Source organism: Symbiopectobacterium purcellii, from assembly GCF_052050035.1.
In the GTDB taxonomy this organism is placed as follows: Bacteria; Pseudomonadota; Gammaproteobacteria; order Enterobacterales; family Enterobacteriaceae; genus Symbiopectobacterium; species Symbiopectobacterium purcellii_A.
Window position 1 is genome coordinate 2,949,435 of record NZ_CP189882.1, and the last position, 24,482, is coordinate 2,973,916.

21 protein-coding genes, 1 tRNA gene and 11 pseudogenes are annotated in these 24,482 nt (G+C 44.2%); 19 read left to right on the top strand and 14 right to left on the bottom strand.

The window, feature by feature from the left end:
* Nucleotides 1–29 precede the first annotated feature (29 nt).
* The 11 genes and pseudogenes from ACQGXV_RS20470 to ACQGXV_RS20520 all read left to right on the top strand — a co-directional run bounded on the left by ACQGXV_RS20470 (nucleotide 30) and on the right by ACQGXV_RS20520 (nucleotide 7,286).
* The gene (locus ACQGXV_RS20470) at nucleotides 30–1,262 is read left to right on the top strand and encodes an IS3 family transposase (RefSeq protein ID WP_440862947.1); all 1,233 of its coding nucleotides are present in this window, start codon (nucleotides 30–32) and stop codon (nucleotides 1,260–1,262) included.
* Between the two features lie 262 nt (nucleotides 1,263–1,524).
* Nucleotides 1,525–1,704, top strand: a complete 180-nt coding sequence (locus ACQGXV_RS20475; RefSeq protein WP_440862948.1) for a hypothetical protein — start codon at nucleotides 1,525–1,527, stop codon at nucleotides 1,702–1,704.
* A 174-nt stretch (nucleotides 1,705–1,878) separates the two neighbouring features.
* A pseudogene (locus tag ACQGXV_RS20480) lies at nucleotides 1,879–2,403 on the top strand (IS3 family transposase); the annotation flags it as partial.
* Nucleotides 2,404–2,772: 369 nt separating this feature from the next.
* A pseudogene (locus tag ACQGXV_RS20485) lies at nucleotides 2,773–3,246 on the top strand (Tn3 family transposase); the annotation flags it as partial.
* Nucleotides 3,247–3,324: 78 nt separating this feature from the next.
* Nucleotides 3,325–4,248, top strand: coding sequence for an IS5 family transposase (locus ACQGXV_RS20490; protein ID WP_440862725.1), 924 nt, complete (start codon nucleotides 3,325–3,327; stop codon nucleotides 4,246–4,248).
* A gap of 57 nt (nucleotides 4,249–4,305) precedes the next feature.
* Nucleotides 4,306–4,485: a Tn3 family transposase gene (locus ACQGXV_RS20495; protein WP_440867535.1), complete on the top strand. Its 180-nt coding sequence runs from the start codon at nucleotides 4,306–4,308 to the stop codon at nucleotides 4,483–4,485.
* 49 nt (nucleotides 4,486–4,534) lie between these two features.
* Nucleotides 4,535–5,935 carry a DUF6880 family protein gene (locus tag ACQGXV_RS20500; RefSeq protein ID WP_440862949.1) on the top strand — a complete coding sequence of 467 codons (1,401 nt, stop codon included), beginning with the start codon at nucleotides 4,535–4,537 and terminating at the stop codon, nucleotides 5,933–5,935.
* Nucleotides 5,932–6,366, top strand: coding sequence for a regulatory protein RecX (locus ACQGXV_RS20505; protein ID WP_440862950.1), 435 nt, complete (start codon nucleotides 5,932–5,934; stop codon nucleotides 6,364–6,366). The genes ACQGXV_RS20500 and ACQGXV_RS20505 overlap by 4 nt, the downstream gene beginning before the upstream one ends.
* 361 nt (nucleotides 6,367–6,727) lie before the next feature.
* Nucleotides 6,728–6,937, top strand: a pseudogene (locus ACQGXV_RS20510) (hypothetical protein); the annotation flags it as partial.
* A gap of 3 nt (nucleotides 6,938–6,940) precedes the next feature.
* Entirely contained in the window at nucleotides 6,941–7,165 is a 225-nt protein-coding gene (locus tag ACQGXV_RS20515) for a hypothetical protein (RefSeq protein WP_440862951.1), read from the top strand.
* A complete protein-coding gene (locus ACQGXV_RS20520) occupies nucleotides 7,149–7,286 on the top strand; it encodes a hypothetical protein (RefSeq protein ID WP_440862952.1) in 138 nt (45 codons plus the stop codon). Before ACQGXV_RS20515 ends, ACQGXV_RS20520 begins: the two co-directional genes overlap by 17 nt.
* A gap of 41 nt (nucleotides 7,287–7,327) precedes the next feature.
* Here ACQGXV_RS20520 and ACQGXV_RS20525 read toward each other — a convergent pair.
* Nucleotides 7,328–7,885 (bottom strand): annotated as a pseudogene (locus ACQGXV_RS20525) (IS5 family transposase); the annotation flags it as partial.
* Nucleotides 7,886–7,938: 53 nt separating this feature from the next.
* Between ACQGXV_RS20525 and ACQGXV_RS20530 the strand changes: the two are divergent.
* A protein-coding gene (locus ACQGXV_RS20530) for an IS3 family transposase (protein ID WP_440862953.1) occupies nucleotides 7,939–9,077 on the top strand; the annotation gives its coding sequence in 2 pieces (ribosomal slippage) (nucleotides 7,939–8,176 and nucleotides 8,176–9,077; 1,140 coding nt in all).
* Between the two features lie 18 nt (nucleotides 9,078–9,095).
* On the opposite strand, the pseudogene ACQGXV_RS20535 reads toward ACQGXV_RS20530, so the two are convergent.
* Nucleotides 9,096–9,464, bottom strand: a pseudogene (locus tag ACQGXV_RS20535) (transposase); the annotation flags it as partial.
* Nucleotides 9,465–9,526: 62 nt separating this feature from the next.
* Here ACQGXV_RS20535 and ACQGXV_RS20540 point away from each other — a divergent pair.
* Both ACQGXV_RS20540 and ACQGXV_RS20545 read left to right on the top strand, forming a co-directional pair.
* Complete coding sequence (locus ACQGXV_RS20540; RefSeq protein ID WP_440862584.1) at nucleotides 9,527–9,892, top strand: IS630 transposase-related protein; 366 nt, start codon at nucleotides 9,527–9,529, stop codon at nucleotides 9,890–9,892.
* On the top strand, nucleotides 9,816–10,349 hold the full coding sequence (locus ACQGXV_RS20545) for an IS630 family transposase (protein ID WP_440862665.1): 534 nt from the start codon (nucleotides 9,816–9,818) through the stop codon (nucleotides 10,347–10,349). The genes ACQGXV_RS20540 and ACQGXV_RS20545 overlap by 77 nt, the downstream gene beginning before the upstream one ends.
* A 62-nt stretch (nucleotides 10,350–10,411) precedes the next feature.
* Here ACQGXV_RS20545 and ACQGXV_RS20550 read toward each other — a convergent pair whose 3' ends face one another.
* The 3 genes and pseudogenes from ACQGXV_RS20550 to ACQGXV_RS20560 form a co-directional block, all read right to left on the bottom strand.
* A complete protein-coding gene (locus ACQGXV_RS20550; protein ID WP_440862954.1) occupies nucleotides 10,412–11,392 on the bottom strand; it encodes an IS3 family transposase in 981 nt (326 codons plus the stop codon).
* Nucleotides 11,393–11,706: 314 nt separating this feature from the next.
* Complete coding sequence (locus ACQGXV_RS20555; RefSeq protein WP_440862955.1) at nucleotides 11,707–12,069, bottom strand: hypothetical protein; 363 nt, start codon at nucleotides 12,067–12,069, stop codon at nucleotides 11,707–11,709.
* Between the two features lie 65 nt (nucleotides 12,070–12,134).
* Nucleotides 12,135–12,515: pseudogene (locus tag ACQGXV_RS20560) on the bottom strand (zinc-dependent peptidase); the annotation flags it as partial.
* A 96-nt stretch (nucleotides 12,516–12,611) separates the two neighbouring features.
* Between ACQGXV_RS20560 and ACQGXV_RS20565 the strand changes: the two are divergent.
* Nucleotides 12,612–12,701, top strand: a tRNA-Ser gene (locus ACQGXV_RS20565).
* A gap of 237 nt (nucleotides 12,702–12,938) precedes the next feature.
* Here ACQGXV_RS20565 and ACQGXV_RS20570 read toward each other — a convergent pair.
* Entirely contained in the window at nucleotides 12,939–13,121 is a 183-nt protein-coding gene (locus tag ACQGXV_RS20570; protein WP_440867829.1) for a hypothetical protein, read from the bottom strand.
* On the opposite strand from ACQGXV_RS20570, the pseudogene ACQGXV_RS20575 reads away from it, so the two are divergent.
* Nucleotides 13,075–13,314: pseudogene (locus ACQGXV_RS20575) on the top strand (integrase core domain-containing protein); the annotation flags it as partial. The gene ACQGXV_RS20570 and the pseudogene ACQGXV_RS20575 overlap by 47 nt on opposite strands.
* A 305-nt stretch (nucleotides 13,315–13,619) precedes the next feature.
* Here the strand turns inward: ACQGXV_RS20575 and ACQGXV_RS20580 are convergent.
* The 5 genes and pseudogenes from ACQGXV_RS20580 to ACQGXV_RS20600 form a co-directional block, all read right to left on the bottom strand.
* Nucleotides 13,620–14,375: pseudogene (locus ACQGXV_RS20580) on the bottom strand (IS256 family transposase); the annotation flags it as partial.
* 201 nt (nucleotides 14,376–14,576) lie between these two features.
* Nucleotides 14,577–15,105, bottom strand: a pseudogene (locus ACQGXV_RS20585) (transposase); the annotation flags it as partial.
* Nucleotides 15,106–15,140: 35 nt separating this feature from the next.
* Nucleotides 15,141–15,563 carry a hypothetical protein gene (locus tag ACQGXV_RS20590; protein WP_440862956.1) on the bottom strand — a complete coding sequence of 141 codons (423 nt, stop codon included), beginning with the start codon at nucleotides 15,561–15,563 and terminating at the stop codon, nucleotides 15,141–15,143.
* A gap of 65 nt (nucleotides 15,564–15,628) precedes the next feature.
* Nucleotides 15,629–16,132 (bottom strand): hypothetical protein, encoded by a 504-nt coding sequence (locus ACQGXV_RS20595; protein ID WP_440862957.1) that lies wholly within the window; start codon nucleotides 16,130–16,132, stop codon nucleotides 15,629–15,631.
* Nucleotides 16,133–16,231: 99 nt separating this feature from the next.
* Nucleotides 16,232–17,131, bottom strand: coding sequence for a transposase family protein (locus tag ACQGXV_RS20600; protein ID WP_440862958.1), 900 nt, complete (start codon nucleotides 17,129–17,131; stop codon nucleotides 16,232–16,234).
* A gap of 1,361 nt (nucleotides 17,132–18,492) precedes the next feature.
* Between ACQGXV_RS20600 and ACQGXV_RS20605 the strand changes: the two genes are divergently transcribed.
* Both ACQGXV_RS20605 and ACQGXV_RS20610 read left to right on the top strand, forming a co-directional pair.
* Entirely contained in the window at nucleotides 18,493–20,397 is a 1,905-nt protein-coding gene (locus tag ACQGXV_RS20605) for a collagenase (RefSeq protein ID WP_440862959.1), read from the top strand.
* Nucleotides 20,398–21,098: 701 nt separating this feature from the next.
* Nucleotides 21,099–22,197, top strand: a pseudogene (locus tag ACQGXV_RS20610) (IS256 family transposase); the annotation flags it as partial.
* 58 nt (nucleotides 22,198–22,255) lie between these two features.
* Here the strand turns inward: ACQGXV_RS20610 and ACQGXV_RS20615 are convergent.
* Nucleotides 22,256–23,179: an IS5 family transposase gene (locus ACQGXV_RS20615; protein ID WP_440862960.1), complete on the bottom strand. Its 924-nt coding sequence runs from the start codon at nucleotides 23,177–23,179 to the stop codon at nucleotides 22,256–22,258.
* A gap of 165 nt (nucleotides 23,180–23,344) precedes the next feature.
* Here ACQGXV_RS20615 and ACQGXV_RS20620 point away from each other — a divergent pair.
* A pseudogene (locus ACQGXV_RS20620) lies at nucleotides 23,345–23,486 on the top strand (transposase); the annotation flags it as partial.
* Between the two features lie 10 nt (nucleotides 23,487–23,496).
* Here the strand turns inward: ACQGXV_RS20620 and ACQGXV_RS20625 are convergent.
* Together ACQGXV_RS20625 and ACQGXV_RS20630 are read right to left on the bottom strand one after the other, a co-directional pair.
* Entirely contained in the window at nucleotides 23,497–24,030 is a 534-nt protein-coding gene (locus ACQGXV_RS20625) for an IS630 family transposase (RefSeq protein WP_440862665.1), read from the bottom strand.
* Entirely contained in the window at nucleotides 23,954–24,319 is a 366-nt protein-coding gene (locus tag ACQGXV_RS20630; protein ID WP_440862584.1) for an IS630 transposase-related protein, read from the bottom strand. The genes ACQGXV_RS20625 and ACQGXV_RS20630 overlap by 77 nt, the downstream gene beginning before the upstream one ends.
* Between the last annotated feature and the right edge of the window lie 163 nt (nucleotides 24,320–24,482).

Consider the following 24,482-nt stretch of genomic DNA (forward strand, 5'->3'; position numbering starts at 1 on the left):
TAAACTTACATCCAAAACGGAGGTGTTTAGTGAACCATAAACGACAATTTACCCCTGAGTTTAAAAAAGAAGCCGTTGCCCTGGTAACAGAGCAGGGCTATACGATAGCCAGGGCAGCAGCATCGCTGGGCATAAGCAACAAAACCCTGCATACATGGGTCTCGCTGGCACGCGAGCAGAGCAACGGCGTACTCAGCGATGATGAACGTGCAGAGTTAAAACGGTTACAAAAGGAAAACAAAGAGTTACGTACAGAGAAGGAGATACTAAAAAAGGCGAGTGCCTTCTTCGCGAAACATATAGCCAACCGACTTAAAAATGATTACATCCTATGCCCTGATATGCGGCAAAGAAGCATAGCTGGCTGTTATCAAAATAATGTCGCTTGGCTATATGTCGTGAGATACCGGTTCATTCTCGACAATGCCACTGACTTCAGCGTTCGTACACTCTGTCGGGTCATGCGTGTGACGGCCTCTGCCTGGTATGCATGGCGAAAAAAGCCCGCCGAACCGCTGCAAAAAGACGTGGAGGTCCGGATCAGGTTAAAGGCGCTGTTCGCCGCCAGCAGACAGGGAGCAGGAAGCCGGACGCTGGTCAAAAGGCTTCGTGGAGAAGGCATCATAATCAGCCGCTGGCGGGTGAGGAAACTCATGCAGGAAGAGGGGCTGGTCTGCCGACAGCGCCGGACTTATAAGGTCACGACAAAACCCCGCCCGGGTGCAGAGGTGGCCCCAAACCTGCTGAACCAGAATTTTAACCCGCCGGGGCCAAATCAGGTGTGGGCGAGTGACATCGCGTATCTGAAGACCGGTGAAGGCTGGCTGTATCTGGCGGCTATTATGGATTTGTACTCCCGGCAGATAGTGGGCTGGCAGGTGGACAGACGGATGACCTCATCGCTGGTCTGCGGGGCCCTGATGAAGGCATATAACCTGCGAACTCCCCCGCCGGGCCTGGTGGTGCATACGGACAGGGGGGCGCAGTACACGGGACAACGCTTTCAGGCGCTGCTGAGCAGCTACAGGCTGAGGAGCAGTATGGGAGACGTGGGTGCCTGCTGGGATAATGCGGTGATGGAGCGCTTCTGGGGCAGTCTGAAACATGAATGGTTGCTGCTGGTACCCCAGCCAACACGGGCTTACATGGAGCAGGATGTGGCGACGTATATCCGCTACTACAACCTAGACAGGCATCATGCCGCTAACGGTGATCTGTCTCCGGTGCGTTATGAACAAATGGCTGAGAAAAAAGTGTCCTGATTTACTTGACCAGTGCAGCCATCTTAAAAAAGGCTACTGCGCTCTTAATGTCCGACTCACTGAAAAATTCTCGGTAGTTGAAAAGCTAAGAGCGCTTTATCCAGTGAAAGCGTTGTGTCGTATTTTTAATGTTCACCGAAGCAGTTATCGCTATTGGTGTCGACCTAAGGAGCCAGATATTGAGCGGACGATAAAACGTAGCCTGGTCAGCGAAGCGTGGAACGTTAGTGGCGGGTCTGCGGGCGCAAGGACTATCGCCACGATGGTTACCAATACACACGACGTGAAACTTGGGCGGTGGTTAGCGGGTAAGTTGATGAAAGAATTAACCCTCGTTAGTTGCCAAACAAGAAAACATCAATACAACAGCGGTGGAAATGAACGTATTGATATTCCAAATCTGCTCAATAGGCAGTTCGCTGTTACCAAGCGGCTTTGTTGAATAATTTAACCGTTTGATTTACATCTTCTTTAGTTAGAATGCATTTACAGAGAATGTATTTTGTTAGAACGACAAATCAAATAGTTAGCACAATAAAAAGCATTCCGAGAGGAAAAATTAGTCGTTGAAATTTTATAATGCTTATATAAATCAGTATCTTAAATTATTCAATAAAGCCTTACCAAGCCTGACCAGGTTTGGTGCGGCGATGTAACCTATATTTGGACAGGCGACCGATGGGCGTATCTGGCGGTGGTATTAGATTTATTTGCCCGAAAACCCGTGGGTTGGGCAATGTCGTTTTCGCCAGATTCAGAATTAACAGCCAAAGCACTACAAATGGCTTGGGAACTGCGTGGGCATCCCAAACAAGTCATGTTTCATAGTGACCAAGGAAGCCATTACACCAGTCGTCAGTATAGGCAGGCATTGTGGCGTTATCAGATGACCCAAAGTATGAGTCGCAGAGGAAATTGTTGGGATAATAGTCCGATGGAGCGATTCTTCCGTAGTCTGAATACTGAATGGGTGCCAACGACTGGCTACCAAAGCTTTAGTACTGCTCAATCATCCATTATTCGCTACATAACCCATTATTATAGCGATGTCAGACCTCACTGGTATAACGGTGGGTTAACACCAAATGAATCAGAACGGCTGTTCCATCAACAGTCAGGTAGGGTGGCCAAATTTAGTTGACCACTACACCCGTACTGACCCGCGCATATCCGATTAATTTCATAGACCCTCTCTTGTCTCATAGAGTACTATTCTATATGAGTTTATGATTCTTTGAATTAAGAGATGAATATTTGCGACAACTGGCGGGCCTTATCGCTGCATTTCTCCGCTCAGGATAGCGTAGTGGTATAGCCTCTCGGCTTTGTTGAATAATTTAAGATACTGATTTATATAAGCATTATAAAATTTCAACGACTAATTTTTCCTCTCGGAATGCTTTTTATTGTGCTAACTATTTGATTTGTCGTTCTAACAAAATACATTCTCTGTAAATGCATTCTAACTAAAGAAGATGTAAATCAAACGGTTAAATTATTCAACAAAGCCCTGCTGGGCATCAGACTCATGCCCAGAATTCGTAACTGGAAGGATTTGAAATGCTATAAATCGTCATCTGAACAGACTTACCTGCATATTCAGGCGCTTTTCAGCAAGGATAATATCGACTGGGCGTTAATAGAACGACATTTACCCGATATGTTGCAGGTGGCTCAGTCTGTTAAAGCCGGCTGCATTGCCCCGTCGACGATCCTGCGCAAACTGGGAACAGCCAGTCGTAAAAATAAATTGTATTTTGCCTTTCGGGAGCTTGGACGTGTCATCCGGACATTATTTCTTCTGGAATATGTCAGCAGTGAAGAGTTACGCAGAATGATCCTGGGGGCAACAAATAAATGTGAAAATTTTAATAAATTTGTGCAGTGGGTTTATTTTGCAGCCAATACACTCGAAGAAAATGTACGGGATAAGCAATTGAAGATTATTAAACACAATCACCTAATTGCCAATTTGCTGATTTTTCAGGCTTTGTTGAATAAATCGAACTTTCAGGGGATCGCCGGATCAAAGCACTATCATCGCTCCCGATAGCAGCTCCCCATGGCAAAGCAAAAGTTTAAAATCACCAACTGGCCCACCTACAACAAAGCACTCAGACAACGCGGCTCCCTGACGGTCTGGCTTGATGAGTCGGCCATCGCTGCATGGACTGACAGTTCTTCGCCTGAAGGTCGTGGTCGGCCGCTTTACTACACCGATATGGCTGTTACCACGGTTTTGATGATAAAGCGCGTGTTTAACCTGTCGCTCCGGGCATTACAGGGCTTTGTCGACTCGGTTTTTACACTGATGAGCCTGCCACTGCGCTGCCCGGACTACTCTCTGGTCAGTCGGCGGGCAAAAACCGTCAGTATCAGCATAAAAACGCCAACGCGTGGTGAAATCTCGCATCTGGTCATCGACAGTACCGGTCTGAAGGTCTTTGGCGAAGGTGAATGGAAAGTCAGGCAGCATGGGGCTGACAGACGAAGAGTGTGGCGCAAGCTTCATCTGGCAGCAGACAGTGCGACGCATGAGATTATCTGTGCCGACTTATCGCTCAGCGGAACGACAGATGCGCAGGCACTGCCGTGCCTGATTAACCAAACCCACCGAAAAATCAGGGAAGTGTCAGCAGACGGTGCTTATGACGCCCGTTACTGCCACGATGCGTTGCTAAGAAAGAAAATCAGGCCCCTTATCCCGCCGCGAAGCGGAGCCAAATACTGGCCGGACAAGTACCATGAACGTAACCATGCGGTGGCGAATCAGCGTCTGAGCGGGAGTAATGATATGTGGAAAAAGAAAGTGGGTTATCACCGGCGTTCAGTGGCAGAAACAGCGATGTTCCGCATAAAAACTTTGCTGGGTGGCCATCTGAGCCTGCGTGACTATGAGGCTCAAGTAGGTGAAGCCATAGCGATGGTCAAAGCGCTGAACCGTATGACGTTGTTGGGTATGCCACACAGCGTCAGGATAGGATAACAGGTGTAGCAGAGGGAGTCATCCTGTCGGCTAATTCTGATTTATTCAACAAAGCCGATTTTTCATAATTGCCACTCAATGACACAGGCACTTAAAGAACTACAAAGTGAAGGAATGGAGATAACACATGAGATTTTGCGGGCACTGAGTCCATACCGGCAGCATCTCAATCGATTTGGTGTTTTTGAATTGCGGGATCGGGCAGTAGCTCCCGTTGATTATGGTATCCGGTTATAGTTTTTTAAATGTATTTACACCTTTATTTGATTTTTTTTGTGGAGGGTATATGACAACAGAACTGAACAAAAAACAAAGTGAGTTATTAAAAAGCATGACTCAGGAAGTTTTGATTAATATTATTCATGACCTGGCGCAGGATAATAAACAGGCAAGAACCACACTCATTAACGGATATCTGTTATCCGCGCCGGACGTGCTAAAAACTATCGAAAAGGAATACAGTCGACGAGCTAAAAGTAAACATTTTTATGATTACTACGAAGCGGATGCGTTTTATGATGAGCTGACACGAAGTATTGCGCAACCACTGGAGAAGATCGCAGTGGCCCTCCCGGAAGAAGTGGAACGCCTGAGTGTAAAAATCATGCTTGAGTTTGAAAAATTCAGTGAAAACTCTGACACTTCCAGCGGAAGCTGGATGGACTATTACTCCGTTCTGCTGGATACATGGATGAAATCACTGGCTGCGCAGAAAAATAGTGACCCTGCATTTATTGCCCAAAAAGTATTTAATTTCATTGTTAATGAAGTTTATTTTGGATGTGGTATATTCAAAAAATATCGTACCTTACTGGGAGCGGATGTTTTACGCAAGATTCGTGACATGTATTATCAAAAAAAACGCAACCGGGAAGCATTAGATATCAGTATAATAATAAAGGATAACAATTTCCTTTCAGAAACATTAAAAAAAGGAGAGTTTTGTCGCCCTGAGCATTACTTTGATTACGCAAGACTACTCATGGAGGAGGTAAGACCAGGAGAAGCCATTGAACTATTGTTATATATGGAGCGAGTGGGTGACAAACAATATTCAGATAAAAGCACATGGGATGAATTATTCATTACTGCTCTGATTGAGGACGGAAGGGATGAAGAGGCCAGGGAAAAATCTATTGCAGCCTTTTCTTTCCAGTGTGACACTCGTTTTTATCGGTTACATACAAAAGCCAGTATAAAGGAAGACGATGATGTCCAGGTATTCATAAATATCGCAAAAGAAAAAGGACTGGATTCATATATCTGTTTCACCTCCGATGTGGGGAGATTTGATTTAATCAATGACTGCATTACCGACTCGTCAAAAGAAGAACTTGCCAGGTCCCTTGCGTATCTTACGAACTCATTTGTCCGGACATTATCAAGTACATTATATAAACATGGCTATGCCCTTTCGGCCACGTTGTTGCGACGTATTCTGGTGGAAGACGCGATTAATCAGGCGAAAAGCAAATATTACAGCTATGCCGCTTCCGATATGAAAAAAGCGATTGATTACAGCGAAGATCTGGAAGATGGCCCTCAGTTTCCGGGAACTGAAAGCTACCTCAGGACACTCTACGAACAAAACAAGCGTAAAACGTCACTCTGGCCGTTGATGGCAGAGAAAATTCAGGGATTATCGGTGGGGAAAAACGGAATTTGCTACAAAAGGAGCCAGGCATGACCAGACAGGAATTATATGACTATGCGGTGTCATTGCTGGCAAAAAAGAATTACGCATCTGGCGATATGCACCGGCAGTTGATCCGACTGACCGAAAAAACAGAAGACGTAGAACGTGTTTTACGGCTTCTGACTGATAATCATTATCTTAATGATGCTCAATTTTCTGCTTATCTTTTTGACAAACATGTTAAAAAACTACATGGCCCCACACGGATAAAGCAGGAGCTTCGGCAGAAAGGATTTTCACAGGAGCTGATAGAGCAGGAACTCGAAAAGAGCAATATTGACTGGTATGCGTTAGCAAAAGAAGCCAGAGTCAGGAAGTTTGGTGAAATGTTACCCACTGACCAGAAGGATAAAAACAAACAAATCAGGCACCTTCAGTACAAGGGGTTTGCGATGGAGATGATATTTGAAGCGTTGAGTTAACCACAGCTGCAAATGCATGCTTCTCTCGTGCGGGGCGGAGCATGCATTTGTGACAATAAATAATTATAACTACTGAGTAGCTATATAACTTTTAGGTATATCGCCAAAAATTAACGAATCCTTGCGGTCACCCTAATAGTTATCTATACTTCAAGATGCATGTACCTTATTCAGCAGAAAGTACATCAAGTAAGCCTATCACGCTGTATCTTGAAGTTTATTGATTATAAGGAACTGGTAGAAGGATAAGGGTATGGGAGGTGCAACCTTTATTTCAAAAACGCTGATATTTTTCAAAAAAATTTAATGGATATTTTATGAAAAAAATAATTTAGCTATCTTAATTACTAGTTATTTATATATTTTTACAGATTACGCTAATGGAAATAATAGTACAACAAGTGGAACAAATAGTAAAGCCACAGGACAAGCGAGCACAGCCACAGGGCAGGGGAGCATAGCTAGTGGCATAAACAGTACAGCCACCGGCAGTAATAGTAGAGCATCTGGGGATAACAGTATTGCTACTGGTTACCTTAGTAAGGCTACTGTACAAGGTAGCACATCTACTGGAATGAACAGCACGGCTACAGGTGCAGCAGCTTCAGCTACTGGGAACAAAGGGGTCGCAACAGGATTCCGTGCGAACGCTACTGGTTCAAACTCAACAGCAACGGGTTCAGATTCAACCGCCAGTACATATATAGCCAACCGACTTAAAAATGATTACATCCTATGCCCTGATATGCGGCAAAGAAGCATAGCTGGCTGTTATCAAAATAATGTCGCTTGGCTATAATTCTACAGCTTTAGGTTCAGGAAGTTCTGTAAGTGCTGTAAATGCAGTTGCAATTGGTGCTAATTCTGTTGCAGATAGATCTAATTCGGTTTCAGTAGGTAGTAATGGCTTTGTTGAATAAATCAGAATTAGCCGACAGGATGACTCCCTCTGCTACACCTGTTATCCTATCCTGACGCTGTGTGGCATACCCAACAACGTCATACGGTTCAGCGCTTTGACCATCGCTATGGCTTCACCTACTTGAGCCTCATAGTCACGCAGGCTCAGATGGCCACCCAGCAAAGTTTTTATGCGGAACATCGCTGTTTCTGCCACTGAACGTCGGTGATAACCCACTTTCTTTTTCCACATATCATTACTCCCGCTCAGACGCTGATTCGCCACCGCATGGTTACGTTCATGGTACTTGTCCGGCCAGTATTTGGCTCCGCTTCGCGGCGGGATAAGGGGCCTGATTTTCTTTCTTAGCAACGCATCGTGGCAGTAACGGGCGTCATAAGCACCGTCTGCTGACACTTCCCTGATTTTTCGGTGGGTTTGGTTAATCAGGCCCGGCAGTGCCTGCGCATCTGTCGTTCCGCTGAGCGATAAGTCGGCACAGATAATCTCATGCGTCGCACTGTCTGCTGCCAGATGAAGCTTGCGCCACACTCTTCGTCTGTCAGCCCCATGCTGCCTGACTTTCCATTCACCTTCGCCAAAGACCTTCAGACCGGTGTAGTGGTTGAATAATCAGGACACTAAACTTACATCCAAAACGGAGGTGTTTAGTGAACCATAAACGACAATTTACCCCTGAGTTTAAAAAGGAAGCCGTTGCCCTGGTAACAGAGCAGGGCTATACGATAGCCAGGGCAGCAGCATCGCTGGGCATAAGCAACAAAACCCTGCATACATGGGTCTCGCTGGCACGCGAGCAGAGCAACGGCGTACTCAGCGATGATGAACGTGCAGAGTTAAAACGGTTACAAAAGGAAAACAAAGAGTTACGTACAGAGAAGGAGATACTAAAAAAGGCGAGTGCCTTCTTCGCGAAACATATGTCGTGAGATACCGGTTCATTCTCGACAATGCCACTGACTTCAGCGTTCGTACACTCTGTCGGGTCATGCGTGTGACGGCCTCTGCCTGGTATGCATGGCGAAAAAAGCCCGCCGAACCGCTGCAAAAAGACGTGGAGGTCCGGGTCAGGTTAAAGGCGCTGTTCGCCGCCAGCAGGCAGGGAGCAGGAAGCCGGACGCTGGTCAAAAGGCTTCGTGGAGAAGGCATCATAATCAGCCGCTGGCGGGTGAGGAAACTCATGCAGGAAGAGGGGCTGGTCTGCCGACAGCGCCGGACTTATAAGGTCACGACAAAACCCCGCCCGGGTGCAGAGGTGGCCCCAAACCTGCTGAACCAGAATTTTAACCCGCCGGGGCCAAATCAGGTGTGGGCGAGTGACATCACGTATCTGAAGACCGGTGAAGGCTGGCTGTATCTGGCGGCTATTATGGATTTGTACTCCCGGCAGATAGTGGGCTGGCAGGTGGACAGACGGATGACCTCATCGCTGGTCTGCGGGGCCCTGATGCAGGCATATAACCTGCGAACTCCCCCGCCGGGCCTGGTGGTGCATACGGACAGGGGGGCGCAGTACACGGGACAACGCTTTCAGGCGCTGCTGAGCAGCTACAGGCTGAGGAGCAGTATGGGAGACGTGGGTGCCTGCTGGGATAATGCGGTGATGGAGCGCTTCTGGGGCAGTCTGAAACATGAATGGTTGCTGCTGGTACCCCAGCCAACACGGGCTTACATGGAGCAGGATGTGGCGACGTATATCCGCTACTACAACCTACACAGGCATCATGCCGCTAACGGGGATCTGTCTCCGGTGCGTTATGAACAAATGGCTGAGAAAAAAGTGTCCTGATTTACTTGACCAGTGCACGGTACTGTCGATGACCAGATGCGAGATTTCACCACGCGTTGGCGTTTTTATGCTGATACTGACGGTTTTTGCCCGCCGACTGACCAGAGAGTAGTCCGGGCAGCGCAGTGGCAGGCTCATCAGTGTAAAAACCGAGTCGACAAAGCCCTGTAATGCACGGAGCGACAGGTTAAACACGCGCTTTATCATCAAAACCGTGGTAACAGCCATATCGGTGTAGTAAAGCGGCCGACCACGCCCTTCAGGCGAAGAACTGTCAGTCCATGCAGCGATGGCGGACTCATCAAGCCAGACCGTCAGGGAGCCGCGTTGTCTGAGTGCTTTGTTGTAGGTGGGCCAGTTGGTGATTTTAAACTTTTGCTTTGCCATGGGGAGCTGCTATCGGGAGCGATGATATAGCTAAACGACTTAATTTTGATTACATTATTTAAATGAGCTATTCAATTGATTTTAGACGTAAAGTGATATCTACACGGAAAAACGAAGGGTTGAGTATCCGAGAAACAGCGAAGCAATTTCGGATTGGCCCTGCCTCTGTATCGCGTTGGATTAATCAAATAGAGTCAAAAGCATCGACCACGCGTCAGCGAAAGATCGATAAATCCGAGTTGATAAAAGATGTTGAACAATATCCAGATGCTTACCAAAAAGAACGTGCAGAGCGTTTTGGCGTTTGTCAGAAGGCCATTTGGCAAGCGCTTAAAAAGCTGGGATTGACCTATAAAAAAAACTCTACGTCATCCGAAAGCCGACGAAAACGCCCGGCAGGGATTTCAACAAAAAAAACAACAGTATGAAAAAGAAGGTAAACCTATTGTTTTTATTGATGAAAGTGGTTTTTCACACGATGCCCCACGGACTCACGGCTATTCCCCAAAAGGTCAACGGTGTTTTGGCCTGAAGAACTGGGGAGCTAGGGGAAGAACAAATGTTATCGGCGCTTTATTAGGCACAACGCTGTTTGCTATCGGATTATTTGATATCAATATTAACAGCGATGTTTTCTATGCCTGGGTCACACAAGTCCTTATCCCAGTACTCCCTAAAAACAGTGTAATCATGATGGACAATGCCACTTTTCACAAAAAACATAATATTCAACAAGTCATCATCGATGCAGGGTATATGGTGGAGTATTTGCCTACATATTCGCCAGATCTTAACCCAATTGAGCATAAATGGGCACAAGCAAAAAGCAAAAAAAGAGAGATGGGTTGCGATACAGAGAGTTTGTTCTCAGTCCATATGGTGTAATCAAAATTAAGTCGCTTGGCTATAGTGCTTTGATCCGGCGATCCCCTGAAAGTTCGATTTATTCAACAAAGCCTTGTTGGCCCTGACCAACGATGCGGGTTCTGCATTTTTGCTGCCTCATACACCGATTTTCGCTTTACCAGCAACTGGCTGTCTTCGCCTCTGTGCCGCTGGCCCGGCGTGACATAACGGATACCGCTCTGGCGATGTTCCTCGTTGTACCAGCCGACGAAGGTTTCCACCCAGGCTCGCGCATCTTCCAGCGTTGCAAAGCCTTTTTCAGACCATGCAGGCACGTATTTCAGCATCCTGAACAGCGATTCCACGTGGGCGTTGTCGTTGCTTACCCGCGGCCGACTGTGTGACGGGGTTATCTTCAGCTCCGCAAGCTTCACCTGCAGCACCTGTGACTTCATCGGTGCACCGTTATCCGCATGCAGTACCAGCGGCTCCTGCCAGCAGCGCTCGCTCAGCACCGTTCGCTTCAGCAGTTCTGCTGCATACTCGCCGCTTTCGACCGGGTACACCTCATAACCCACTATTTTGCGACTGAACACATCTTCTATGAGATACAGGTAGAACCAGTGACCCGCCGTCAGCGACTTCAGCCAGGTGATGTCCCACGACCACACCTGGTTCGGCGCGATCGCCTTCCATGTCGACAGCGGCTTACTTTGCGGGGCCTGCTGACGCCCGCGATGACTGACCTCTCCGGCACGGCGCAACACCCGGTAAAACGTCGATTCACTGGCAACATAACGCCCCTCATCGGCTAGTGCCGGTACGATTTGCGCCGGCGACAGACTGGCGAATCGTGGCTCATGGCAGATGGCCAGCACCTGCTGTTCCTCTTCAGCACTGAGCCTGTTTTTCGGCATCGGCCGTGATGCCGTCGGTCGCCGGTCGTCAGGACTTAGCCGCCAGCGCTGGAACGTCCGCTCGCTAATACCTACAGACCTGCAGGCATCGCTTTGCCGGACGCCGGCAGTGGCAGCCTCCTCCAGCATCTTCATCAGCCGTAACCTGTCGGCTGTGCGCGTCATTCGACCTCGCGTTGGCTTTGTTGAATAATTTAACCGTTTGATTTACATCTTCTTTAGTTAGAATGCATTTACAGAGAATGTATTTTGTTAGAACGACAAATCAAATAGTTAGCACAATAAAAAGCATTCCGAGAGGAAAAATTAGTCGTTGAAATTTTATAATGCTTATATAAATCAGTATCTTAAATTATTCAACAAAGCCCCTCGCGTTCTTCGTCGAAGAACGCCTTGAGCTTTTTTTCCAGGATGAGCAGTGCAGCCGCTTCGGCGAGGGCTTTGTCCTTGCGGGCTATTTCACGATTAAGCTGCTAAATTTATTTTTGCTGTTTCTTTATTAAGGCTCTTTCTGCACGCTGACCTGGCTGCATAAACTCGTCCTTCCACTGCTGAATCTGTTCAGGATAGAGGCCTTTACGGCGACAGTATTCAGCCACAGCATGAGCAGAAAGCGGCGCGGTTTCAACGATAACGGCGAAGCGCGCATCCTGAGACCAATCCAGGTGGAGTTTACTCTCACTGGCTGCCGACTGAGTCGGAATTCCAGCCTGAGACCGCCAGCCATAAAGCGTATTGGTGGGAATGCCTTCCAGGCGGGATATCTGGTAAATAGACTGACTATGCGGCGGCAACATTCTGGCGATCACAGCCGCTTTACGTTCTGGCGAATAGCTTTCCATGAACAGCTTCTCCAGCCCCCTAGATTTTTTTCACTCAGAGGCGACAACTACCCTGACATGGGGGGTATGATGGGGCCCTGATCCCAACTTTGACCGGACTGCACCACTGGCCCGGCGTGCACCAGACCGATATCATCCTGCCATTCATCATTAACAATAAAAGGGCCGGGATAGATTAACACCTCATGGAAACCGTTTAGCCATTCAATGCCGAGCTTGAGAACGGGCAAGCAAAACAGCAGTGCGATTCGCTGCTTCATAACGGACGTCAGCGCCAGTCCCTGTAAAGGAATGATACGTTTTTGATGTAAAAAATCACTGGCAAGCAGAATAAGTCGTTGTTGCTCGCTATCGCTTAACGGTGCCAACAGCGGAATGGCAAGAGCATCTTGCCACTGAATGGGGGTGCTTTCCGGTGCGTGCTGTGTTTTCCATGGCCATTTCATCGCCGTGTTGCTCGCTAAGTCGTCACTTGAATACAAAGGCAAGGATATCTGCTGTCAAAATGCCGTAAAACAGGGCATGATAGCAACCACTTAAACGGAGAGGTGCCAGAGCGGCTGAATGGACCGGTCTCGAAAACCGGAGTAGGGGCAACTCTACCGAGGGTTCAAATCCCTCCCTCTCCGCCAATCAATATCTAAAATCAATTGGTTACGATGTGTTTTGATTTTTCCTGCATTAAACATCCCTTTAAAATCACTTTCTGTCACTAACCCTCACATTTTTATCATGTTGTAATTTTCTGAGCAGCCCGCATGGCTCACACTCTTGAAATAAATTATTTTCAGCGTTCGCTGACGTTTGCAAGGCGGGCAGCAAAGTTGATGGTTTGTTAGAAAAAAAGGTATGTCAGTGAAGTCATGAAGTCAGTAAAGCAGTGGTTTAAGCGGAGTAACTATGATGTGCCACAGGAGATATAGCCAAGCGACATTATTTTGATAACAGCCAGCTATGCTTCTTTGCCGCATATCAGGGCATAGGATGTAATCATTTTTAAGTCGGTTGGCTATAACCCCGTCACACAGTCGGCCGCGGGTAAGCAACGACAACGCCCACGTGGAATCGCTGTTCAGGATGCTGAAATACGTGCCTGCATGGTCTGAAAAAGGCTTTGCAACGCTGGAAGATGCGCGAGCCTGGGTGGAAACCTTCGTCGGCTGGTACAACGAGGAACATCGCCATAGCGGTATCCGGTATGTCACGCCGGGCCAGCGGCACAGAGGCGAAGACAGCCAGTTGCTGGTATAGCCAACCGACTTAAAAATGATTACATCCTATGCCCTGATATGCGGCAAAGAAGCATAGCTGGCTGTTATCAAAATAATGTCGCTTGGCTATAACAGTGAATGACCTGAAGGGGGAGGTGAGTGCTCGATTAGAGTTAGCTGCATATTGCCTGCTTTAGCGCTTCGTAATCATCCTTTTTGTCTACCAGTACGTCTGCATCAGTTGTTGCTACAAAATGATTGGTTTACCTCTTCATTAAGCTACGTATTTTGCATTTCAGATAGAGTCTGTAAAGAATTTTGTGTAAATGGCTCCATCGCTTAACCGGAAATCCGATCTCCATACATCAACATGAATTGGCTCATAGCCGGTTTCAAGTCTCTGATTGGTAGGGTCCATTTAGCCGAGATATTATGCAAGGCTAGATAGAATAATTTTAGCACTGAGTCATCCGTTGGAAATATTCGTCGCGTTTTTGTTATCTTGCGCAATGAAGCATTTAACGACTCTATCGCGTTGGTGGTGTAGATAACCTTGCGAATCTCCGGCGGAAAATCAAAAATGACGATGAGACGTTCCCAATTATTTCTCCACGATGGGCTGATCGTCGGGAACTGCTCATCCCATTTGGCCGCGAAGGCATCCAGGGCCTCTTCAGCGCCCTCTAGCGTTGGGAGGTCAGCAGCAACGGCTTTACGCTCTTTCCAGCCGACGTAGCGCAGCGAGTTCCGCACCTGATGCACGATGCAGAGCTGTACCCGCGTATGCGGGTAAACAGCTTCAATGGCATCAGGAAAGCCCTTCAGGCCATCGCAGCAGGCGATGAAGATGTCCTGTAGCCCACGATTTTTCAGTTCTGTCATTACAGATAACCAGAACTTGGCCCCCTCGGTTTTGGCTATCCATAGCCCCAGCAGCTCTTTTTCGCCCTGGCCGTTGATGCCTAGAGCCAAGTAAACAGACTTGTTGGTCACGGCTCCGCCGTCCTGGCTTTTGACCACAATACAGTCAAGGTAAACAATGGGATAAAACGCATCCAGCGGCCGTTGCTGCCAGCGCTTAACGTCATCCATCACGGGGCTTTGTTGAATAATTTAAGATGCTGATTTATATAAGTATTATAAAATTTCAACGACTAATTTTTCCTCTCGGAATGCTTTTTATTGTGCTAACTATTTGATTTGTCGTTCTAAAAAAATACATTCTCTGTAAATGCATTCTAACTAAAGAAGATGTAAATCAAACGGTTAAATTATTCAACAAAGCCCCATCACGGCATTGGTCACTTGAGAAATGAAGCCAGCGGAAACATCGACCCCGTAGACTTCTTTAAAGTGAGCCTGAATATCACGGGTTGATAGCCCTCTGGAATAGAGAGAAATAATGCGGTCATCGAAGCCGTTAAGCTGCTTTTCGTGCTTACCGATCAGTGTCGGCTCGAAGGTATAGCCAACCGACTTAAAAATGATTACATCCTATGCCCTGATATGCGGCAAAGAAGCATAGCTGGCTGTTATCAAAATAATGTCGCTTGGCTATACTGTTGCGGTCGCGCGGAATATCGAGCTCGAGCGCCCCATTTTGGCTACGTACGCTCTTGGATGTCTTGCCATTGCGGGAGTTGCCTGAATTATTACCAGCCGGGTCATGCTTAGCATACCCAAGGTGTATCTCCATCTCAGCTTGAAGAACCCGTTCCGCCAGTCTTTTAGTCAGCTCCTTGAGTAGGCATGATTCACCCAGAAGCTCCTGAGGGGAGTGGCAATCCTGAAGCAGTTGGTCAATAAGTTCGTTGCTGATAGGCATTTTTTGTCCTCTGAAGGTTTTCCTCAAAATGCCATTTACACAGATCTTTTTACACTCTCTGAACTAAAAGCAGCGAATCCAGCTGTTAACAATATCGCTCCAGCTGAAATTAGTGTAAAAATAGCTGGCCCACCACTAATTTTTGATACGTCTTCCTGTTTGGTTTTAATTGAAAGCCAAAAATCAAGCGCTGCCAGTTTTGCCCATTGATAACCAACTCCAGACTTTTCTCCGATGTCGACAATTTTTCGTGGGATATAGGGACCAATAGCATCATCAGCAATTAAATATAACGGAGTGAAAACAATATCAGCACGTATAGTCTCTCCCTTTTTTTTAGTTACCTTAACTTTATTAAAACAAACGCCAAATAATGGAGGTGTATTTGATTTATATCCTTGAAATGCTCCATATGTGAAGCCAGTAGTATCAATGTAATTACTATCGTTAATTAACACGCTTTGCTCATTAACCCATAAATAATAAAATATTAAAAAATCATCTTTAACTTTAATGCATATACTTATAATGGAGATGTCAAAGGAGTCAAGTTCTTTATAAAAATCTGGTGCTGCAGTATCAACGTATTTATTGGATCTAATCGTCCCTTGTCGGTTGTGATAGCGACAAAATCCAACTTTATTAACATATCTTGATCAAGGCTATTGCACTCTATTATCAAATTACCTTGAGAGTTTCTTACTAATGGACTTAATGATTGCCTATAATAAAAACCTGGCGGCATATTTATACAAACAGGAACTAATATTATATCAGCATCATTGGTTATATTTAAATCTAGACACGTTTTGTCAGGTGGTGCATCAGTTGAAGAGTATGTAACACCAAAGACTATAGCAGCAGCTGTTAAATTAACGACATCTTCTATTAACTTTAGCTGTACAGGTCCTATCGTGTCTTTATTTAACTCTACCCGTGTTTGATTCTCATAACCAATTAACATTTCAACGGCTGCTTCTTCATTATTGAGAGTATAAACCTCCCCACCTTTTTGTATATCTTTCATGATTTTATCACCCGATGTTTATTTTCAATATTATTTGAAGCTACACTAAGCGTGTTGCTTAATAGTGAAATAAGGGTGTTTCGGTGATTGAAGTAAATTTTACGCTGTTCTGAGATGGAAATTCCAAAGACCGGCGCTAAGGAGTAAGAAGGTATTATCAATAAAGGGTCTACGATTCCGTAAAATTTGGGTCATGCAACCGAGGCGCTTGATACCCGCGATGGCGTGTTCAACTGTAATACGGATGCCCGAGATTATTTTATTTTCTTGTTTTTGTTCAGGCGATAAAGGTCTTTTTCGAGTTCCTTTTTTTGGGATTTGTGTATTAGGATGCTGTTTATCTATACCTTGAAAACCGGTATCTGCCCAGATGGTTACCTCAGGAGGAATATGGCGAATTATATCGACTTTATCGAGTAAGCGTTTATCGTGACGGCGCCCATTTTTGCTCATGGGGATAAATCCAATTTGCCTTGTTTCGTCAGTCATAATAAGCCCTTTTCGAGTGGTCTGTCTTTTCTTTCCCGAATACATTTTTTTTCGCCGACGCAGATTCTTAGGCTTTTGGACAGGTCGCTCTGTCCCATCAATAAAGACGTCTTTAACTCCAGGAAAGGCGCGAAAAAATTCCTCAGCAGAGCGAATTTGACGAGCGGGCAAAACACATTCTCGCCCCAAGGTCATCTCTAAAACCGGCAATAATATTTTTACCCAGCGACATACCCGTGTTCTATCTAAACCAAAAAGAAGTCCTTGCAAATCATAGGTCGGATAACATTTTAAATACAATAAAATAAAAAGCAGTTTATCTAATGGGGTTGGGATAAATCCTTTCTGCCCTGCACCCATCTGCCGCTCGTGATCTTTTCGATTCTTTTTCCGATAAATCAAATAACAAGCTGAAAATTCAGCGGCTAAATTTTTCAATTCTTCGACTGATAATCCAATGATTGCTTTACATAAACGATTATCTCGTAACAACCGCTCTTTGTTGATCATTTCAAACCTTTATTCTCTAAGTTAAACCTCTTTTTATTCTCAATAGCCTGACAAAAAATGCAAGTCTCTATTCAGCAACTAGTTTACTGTTAACATAGTCTATGATGGGGTTAATCTCGTCTGCTTTTCGTTTGTATTGCGTTTATTTCTTTTTTAAGATAACGGTCTGTTTGGGCTATGGTTGTTGCAAGGCAATTTCTTAAACCGTCATTACCGTTAACGTCATTGGCCAGGTCTTTTAGTTCTTCCAAAACTTCCAGTGCCTGATGACATAAGGGAACATAATGGTTTATAAGCGTTTTGGTACTATGGAGGCTTTGTTGAATAATTTAAGATACTGATTTATATAAGCATTATAAAATTTCAACGACTAATTTTTCCTCTCGGAATGCTTTTTATTGTGCTAACTATTTGATTTGTCGTTCTAACAAAATACATTCTCTGTAAATGCATTCTAACTAAAGAAGATGTAAATCAAACGGTTAAATTATTCAACAAAGCCTACTATGGACTGAATGCATGACCGTACGATGACTTCGCGCTGTTCAGGGATAACCCATAAGGCACTTTTGAAATTTATCTCTGACCAACGGGAAAAACAGAGTTCCTCTGGAACTATTGAATATCAGTTGAATATCAGTAGAAGGCATTTTATTGTCGATAGGGTAAGCCTGTTACGACCTTTATCGTCTTCGATGAGTTCTGGCCCGAAGGTATCTCTTAACGTTCGATAGTTAATCAGTGTTTTTCTGTGAAAGTTGAGCCGCTTTTTCTCCGTATCGGTCAGATAGAAGAGAAATTTTCCGGACACAATAACATATGATAATAAGTATTATGTCATTGCAATGACAATTTTCAGACAAACTATCTTATTTATACTAATGAGGGGAAAGAACTCGATGCCTGCGACCCTTTTATACTGTTTTGTTTTTATCAAGACTTGGTTTTTTAATCATTTAACAAAGCGTCTAAAATAACAAAAATAAGGTATTTGGCTGATTTTACGAGGGTTGTTTATATTAAATAATGGATGAAATAGAAATGACTGAGTTTTTTATTTCAAATATGGGGTAAGTATAGAACTGTTTAAGTTTAGTGATTATTAAAAGTAGGCTTGAATGAATCTACTAGTAAACATCTAAATTCATCGACACGCCTTCTGTTTGGAATTGTTTTCTCACTATCACATAGTGGGTGTTGTTGATTTATATGTAAATTAATTAACGTTGATAAGGAGTGTTTAATAAATATTGTTTTTAACTTTAACGCATGACTTAAAAAATAGAGATCTGCATAATTGCTAGAGATGCGATGACGCTATGATTTATTAGTTATTTGTAATCAAATGGAGATTGTTGTTTATGTCAGTAAATTTAAGTGGTGTCGGTTATAATCATCATTCAAATGTGTTGTTCGATGATATGAGTAATGTAAGAAACAAACAAGATGAAACTATTTTAGAGAAAAGAAGACATTCAAGTGTCGAAAATGAAGTTGGAAAAAATATCCCGTCAGTATATTCAAATGCTCTTCAAAGTAAAATGAAGCTTACCGCCCTAGAAAAAAAATTAATGGCAGATCTTCATGATGAAAAAGAATTATTCTTAAAAACAAGTTACCCACACTCTAAAAAAAGTTTAATAGCATCAATTAAAATCATCAATAAATTAATGCTCGAGCCAGAGATAAATAAACTCGATCTTGCTTTGTTGTCAAAATATATTGAAAGTTTTTATCATAGAATTGATACATCAGGTCCATATTGGAAAAGTGAAAACAATATTGCCTCTAGAACATTAAGCAAAATAGGAGACTATCTTGCTAAAACATATAATAATTTTCATGGCATATCAAATGTACCGGATAAAGAGTTATCAGGTTTAACAAGTTCTTGGGTAGGCGCGATGATAGAGATGACCAAGAATAATTCAAAAGGGGATAATCCTACTATAAATTATAAAAGTCTCAACGCAATATTGGAATATCATGTTTTAAATCAAGAGAAATTATTGAGTAATTATGAATTCTCAGTTAACACTGGGAAGTTACTAAATTTAATTTATCATATAAGGCCAGGTTCACTAGATAGCCAGATATTATCTAAGAGTAAGGATGCGATAGAGGGAAGTTTATTTAGGCTTGTCAGTCAATCTTTAAATATTGTCAATTCCAAAAAAAACAATTTCCCTCTTTATCATATTCGTTGTGCCTTGGATGTATTATCATCAATCATCAATTCTGAGAAGAGAAACAACCCTAAAAGTAGTTTTGAAACACAAAAAAACATTGATATTAATTTAAGTAATATATTAAAAAAATATAACTCCTTGCCCGCTAAAAGTGATTTACGTGAGGAAATTAATGTTGTTTTGACTAAATATTTAGAAGATACCGGGAGAGGTTCTGAAAAAAGCAATTCGTCTATATTTTCTGTTTTTTTAAAACCTATTTTAGAAAAAGAATTCATCCCCCATGATTTCAAACTTGATAGCGGATACAGAATACAATCCTCTTATCGTTTTAATAATGAAGAGAAAAATAAACTAAATATTATAGCAACTAAAGTTCTAAAGAATTTTCACGAATCATTCGGGGACAAACGCGTAAGAGATGATAATTCAAAACCATTGGAAATTATAGTGATGAAGAATAAAGATCACTACCATCGGTATGGTAACTATCCTTTCCGTATAGACACAAATAATGGAGGTGTTTATATTGAAGGGGATTCTAAAAACCCTAATAATCAGCCACGTATTTTTGTTTATATGAAAGACAATAATATCCATAATTTTGGACATGAAATTGTTCATTATCTTGATGGTAAATATAACAAGTATGGTGATGCTAACATGTTTCCCTCAGAGGCGGTCACATGGTGGAGCGAAGGCTTGGCAGAGTATTTATCGCATGGGAAAAAGAATGAATATGCAGAAAGTGTTTTAATGAATTGCCCACCAGAAAATAGACCTAGCTTAAGGCAAATAATTGATATAGATGCTTTCTCTGCTAATGGACATAGCGAGAGACTATACGCCTGGCCATATTTTGTGCAAAAGTTTCTCGACAGTTCACCACAGCTGCGTTCTGTTCGCGGTGAATTAGTTCGCTCCCTGAGACAAGACACTGGATCCAGCGGTGATAACCCTTCTTATTCTAGAGTTTTAAACAACTTTGGACAAAAATACAACGAGGATTTTTATTATTGGCTAAATCAACAGTCTAACCATCCAACAAGTATAAATAGATACTCTACTCGCAGATGATTTAATTCAATGATTAAATAAAGTGTGAAGTTAATGATATTTTAGGTTGTGTCTCTCTGTCGCGTAATTACGCGTTAATAAGAGTGACACAACCTAGTTGTTATACTTTAACGTGATTTTATGAAAAACAGTGTTTCTGCTCTTTTCTGATTTGAAAGACTTCATTGCAGCATTCATAAAATATCTTTCTCTTACAGGTATTAGTCATTGATTTTCTACCAAAAAACCAATCAACGATGTATATTGTCAAGTGTAAAATCACCATAATAATTAGTGAAATAACCAATTTAGTAGGATCTGAGCCATGAATAAATGAAGTATTGGATAGCCGCTATAACCACAATAATTATATGTGATTGTGAGGTGAGTCAGAATAAGGGATCCGAGAATGTGCTGGCATACAGGCTTTCATAAGCCGTGTTCGGTGAACATTGTTTGAAGGCTTACTCCTAAAGTTTGCGCGAGAAGTGGTGATTTAGAAAACTCTGCAACATAATTAACTCTCTAAGTTTGTTATTTTTTTTCGTGAAAGCAAAGCGATAGGTAATAGTGTCATATTCATGTAATCAGGCCGAATAATGTATAATTAAATTGGTGTCGACAATGGAAATAATTAACACGCAGCCGAAAGTATTACGTTTGGAGAGTGTAAAAAGATCTGTGTAAATGGCATTTTGAGGAAAACCTTCAGAGGACAAAAAATGCCTATCAGCAACGAACTTATTGACCAACTGCTTCAGGATTGCCACTCCCCTCAGGAGCTTCTGGGTGAATCAGGCCTACTCAAGGAGCTGACTAAAAGACTGGCGGAACGGGTTCTTCAAGCTGAGATGGAGATACACCTTGGGTATGCTAAGCATGACCCGGCTGGTAATCATTCAGGCAACTCCCGCAATGGCAAGACATCCAAGAGCGTACGTAGCCAAAATGGGGCGCTCGAGCTCGATATTCCGCGCGACCGCAACAGTACCTTCGAGCCGACACTAATCGGTAAGCACGAAAAGCAGCTTAACGGCTTCGATGACCGCATTATTTCTCTCTATTCCAGAGGGCTATCAACCCGTGATATTCAGGCTCACTTTAAAGAAGTCTACGGGGTCGATGTTTCCGCTGGCTTCATTTCTCAAGTGACCAATGCCGTGATGGATGACGTTAAGCGCTGGCAGCAACGGCCGCTGGATGCGTTTTATCCCATTGTTTACCTTGACTGTATTGTGGTCAAAAGCCAGGACGGCGGAGCCGTGACCAACAAGTCTGTTTACTTGGCTCTAGGCATCAACGGCCAGGGCGAAAAAGAGCTGCTGGGGCTATGGATAGCCAAAACCGAGGGGGCCAAGTTCTGGTTATCTGTAATGACAGAACTGAAAAATCGTGGGCTACAGGACATCTTCATCGCCTGCTGCGATGGCCTGAAGGGCTTTCCTGATGCCATTGAAGCTGTTTACCCGCATACGCGGGTACAGCTCTGCATCGTGCATCAGGTGCGGAACTCGCTGCGCTATAGCCAACCGACTTAAAAATGATTACATCCTATGCCCTGATATGCGGCAAAGAAGCATAGCTGGCTGTTATCAAAATAATGTCGCTTGGCTATACGTCGGCTGGAAAGAGCGTAAAGCCGTTGCTGCTGACCTCCGCACTATCTATATTTCCGCAACGCTAGAGGGCGCTGAAGAGGCCCTGGATGCCTTCGCGGCCAAATGGGATGAACAGTTCCCGACGATCAGCCCATCGTGGAGAAATAATTGGGAACGTCTCATCGTCATTTTTGACTTTCCGCCGGAGATCCGCAAGGTTATCTAGGCTTTGTTGAATAAATCAGAATTAGCCGACAGGATGACTCCCTCTGCTACACCTGTTATCCTATCCTGACGCTGTGTGGCATACCCAACAACGTCATACGGTTCAGCGCTTTGACCATCGCTATGGCTTCACCTACTTGAGCCTCATAGTCACGCAGGCTCAGATGGCCACCCAGCAAAGTTTTTATGCGGAACATCGCTGTTTCTGCCACTGAACGCCGGTGATAACCCACTTTCTTTTTCCACATATCATTACTCCCGCTCAGACGCTGATTCGCCACCGCATGGTTACGTTCATGGTACTTGTCCGGCCAGTATTTGGCTCCGCTTCGCGGCGGGATAAGGGGCCTGATTTTCTTTCTTAGCAACGCATCGTGGCAGTAACGGGCGTCATAAGCACCGTCTGCTGACACTTCCCTGATTTTTCGGTGGGTTTGGTTAATCAGGCCCGGCAGTGCCTGCGCATCTGTCGTTCCGCTGAGCGATAAGTCGGCACAGATAATCTCATGCGTCGCACTGTCTGCTGCCAGATGAAGCTTGCGCCACACTCTTCGTCTGTCAGCCGCATGCTGCCTGACTTTCCATTCACCTTCGCCAAAGACCTTCAGACCGGTACTATCGATGACCAGATGCGAGATTTCACCACGCGTTGGCGTTTTTATGCTGATACTGACGGTTTTTGCCCGCCGACTGACCAGAGAGTAGTCCGGGCAGCGCAGTGGCAGGCTCATCAGTGTAAAAACCGAGTCGACAAAGCCCTGTAATGCCCGGAGCGACAGGTTAAACACGCGCTTTATCATCAAAACCGTGGTAACAGCCATATCGGTGTAGTAAAGCGGCCGACCACGACCTTCAGGCGAAGAACTGTCAGTCCATGCAGCGATGGCCGACTCATCAAGCCAGACCGTCAGGGAGCCGCGTTGTCTGAGTGCTTTGTTGTAGGTGGGCCAGTTGGTGATTTTAAACTTTTGCTTTGCCATGGGGAGCTGCTATCGGGAGCGATGATATAGCCAAGCGACATTATTTTGATAACAGCCAGCTATGCTTCTTTGCCGCATATCAGGGCATAGGATGTAATCATTTTTAAGTCGGTTGGCTATAGTGCTTTGATCCGGCGATCCCCTGAAAGTTCGATTTATTCAACAAAGCCGGTTATCTACACCACCAACGCGATAGAGTCGTTAAATGCTTCATTGCGCAAGCTAACGAAAACGCGACGAATATTTCCAACGGATGACTCGGTGCTAAAATTATTCTATCTAGCCTTGCATAATATAGCCAAGCGACTTAATTTTGATTACACCATATGGACTGAGAACAAACTCTCTGTATCGCAACCCATCTCTCTTTTTTTGCTTTTTGCTTGTGCCCATTTATGCTCAATTGGGTTAAGATCTGGCGAATATGTAGGCAAATACTCCACCATATACCCTGCATCGATGATGACTTGTTGAATATTATGTTTTTTGTGAAAAGTGGCATTGTCCATCATGATTACACTGTTTTTAGGGAGTACTGGGATAAGGACTTGTGTGACCCAGGCATAGAAAACATCGCTGTTAATATTGATATCAAATAATCCGATAGCAAACAGCGTTGTGCCTAATAAAGCGCCGATAACATTTGTTCTTCCCCTAGCTCCCCAGTTCTTCAGGCCAAAACACCGTTGACCTTTTGGGGAATAGCCGTGAGTCCGTGGGGCATCGTGTGAAAAACCACTTTCATCAATAAAAACAATAGGTTTACCTTCTTTTTCATACTGTTGTTTTTTTTGTTGAAATCCCTGCCGGGCGTTTTCGTCGGCTTTCGGATGACGTAGAGTTTTTTTTATAGGTCAATCCCAGCTTTTTAAGCGCTTGCCAAATGGCCTTCTGACAAACGCCAAAACGCTCTGCACGTTCTTTTTGGTAAGCATCTGGATATTGTTCAACATCTTTTATCAACTCGGATTTATCGATCTTTCGCTGACGCGTGGTCGATGCTTTTGACTCTATTTGATTAATCCAACGCGATACAGAGGCAGGGCCAATCCGAAATTGCTTCGCTGTTTCTCGGATACTCAACCCTTCGTTTTTCCGTGTAGATATCACTTTACGTCTAAAATCAATTGAATAGCTCATTTAAATAATGTAATCAAAATTAAGTCGTTTAGCTATACACGAAATTCTTTACAGACTCTACGTTTGAAGGCGTTTGTCTGGTTACAACTGGCTTTTCACGTCTGTTTTCTTTTGTCGGCCACCCTAGGCTGTGTCCCTTAATTACGTAACCGGGCGTAAAACA

Bases quoted from the DNA above. Each gene is read 5' to 3' on its own strand.
- ACQGXV_RS20540 (WP_440862584.1), top strand. From the start codon at position 9,527: ATGAGCTATTCAATTGATTTTAGACGTAAAGTGATATCTACACGGAAA.
- ACQGXV_RS20600 (WP_440862958.1), bottom strand. From the start codon at position 17,131: ATGATCAACAAAGAGCGGTTGTTACGAGATAATCGTTTATGTAAAGCA.
- ACQGXV_RS20615 (WP_440862960.1), bottom strand. From the start codon at position 23,179: ATGGCAAAGCAAAAGTTTAAAATCACCAACTGGCCCACCTACAACAAA.
- ACQGXV_RS20555 (WP_440862955.1), bottom strand. From the start codon at position 12,069: ATGGAAAGCTATTCGCCAGAACGTAAAGCGGCTGTGATCGCCAGAATG.
- ACQGXV_RS20475 (WP_440862948.1), top strand. From the start codon at position 1,525: ATGGTTACCAATACACACGACGTGAAACTTGGGCGGTGGTTAGCGGGT.
- ACQGXV_RS20500 (WP_440862949.1), top strand. From the start codon at position 4,535: ATGACAACAGAACTGAACAAAAAACAAAGTGAGTTATTAAAAAGCATG.
- ACQGXV_RS20630 (WP_440862584.1), bottom strand. From the start codon at position 24,319: ATGAGCTATTCAATTGATTTTAGACGTAAAGTGATATCTACACGGAAA.
- ACQGXV_RS20520 (WP_440862952.1), top strand. From the start codon at position 7,149: ATGTCGCTTGGCTATAATTCTACAGCTTTAGGTTCAGGAAGTTCTGTA.
- ACQGXV_RS20595 (WP_440862957.1), bottom strand. From the start codon at position 16,132: ATGAAAGATATACAAAAAGGTGGGGAGGTTTATACTCTCAATAATGAA.
- ACQGXV_RS20490 (WP_440862725.1), top strand. From the start codon at position 3,325: ATGGCAAAGCAAAAGTTTAAAATCACCAACTGGCCCACCTACAACAAA.
- ACQGXV_RS20605 (WP_440862959.1), top strand. From the start codon at position 18,493: ATGTCAGTAAATTTAAGTGGTGTCGGTTATAATCATCATTCAAATGTG.
- ACQGXV_RS20515 (WP_440862951.1), top strand. From the start codon at position 6,941: ATGAACAGCACGGCTACAGGTGCAGCAGCTTCAGCTACTGGGAACAAA.
- ACQGXV_RS20505 (WP_440862950.1), top strand. From the start codon at position 5,932: ATGACCAGACAGGAATTATATGACTATGCGGTGTCATTGCTGGCAAAA.
- ACQGXV_RS20550 (WP_440862954.1), bottom strand. From the start codon at position 11,392: ATGACGCGCACAGCCGACAGGTTACGGCTGATGAAGATGCTGGAGGAG.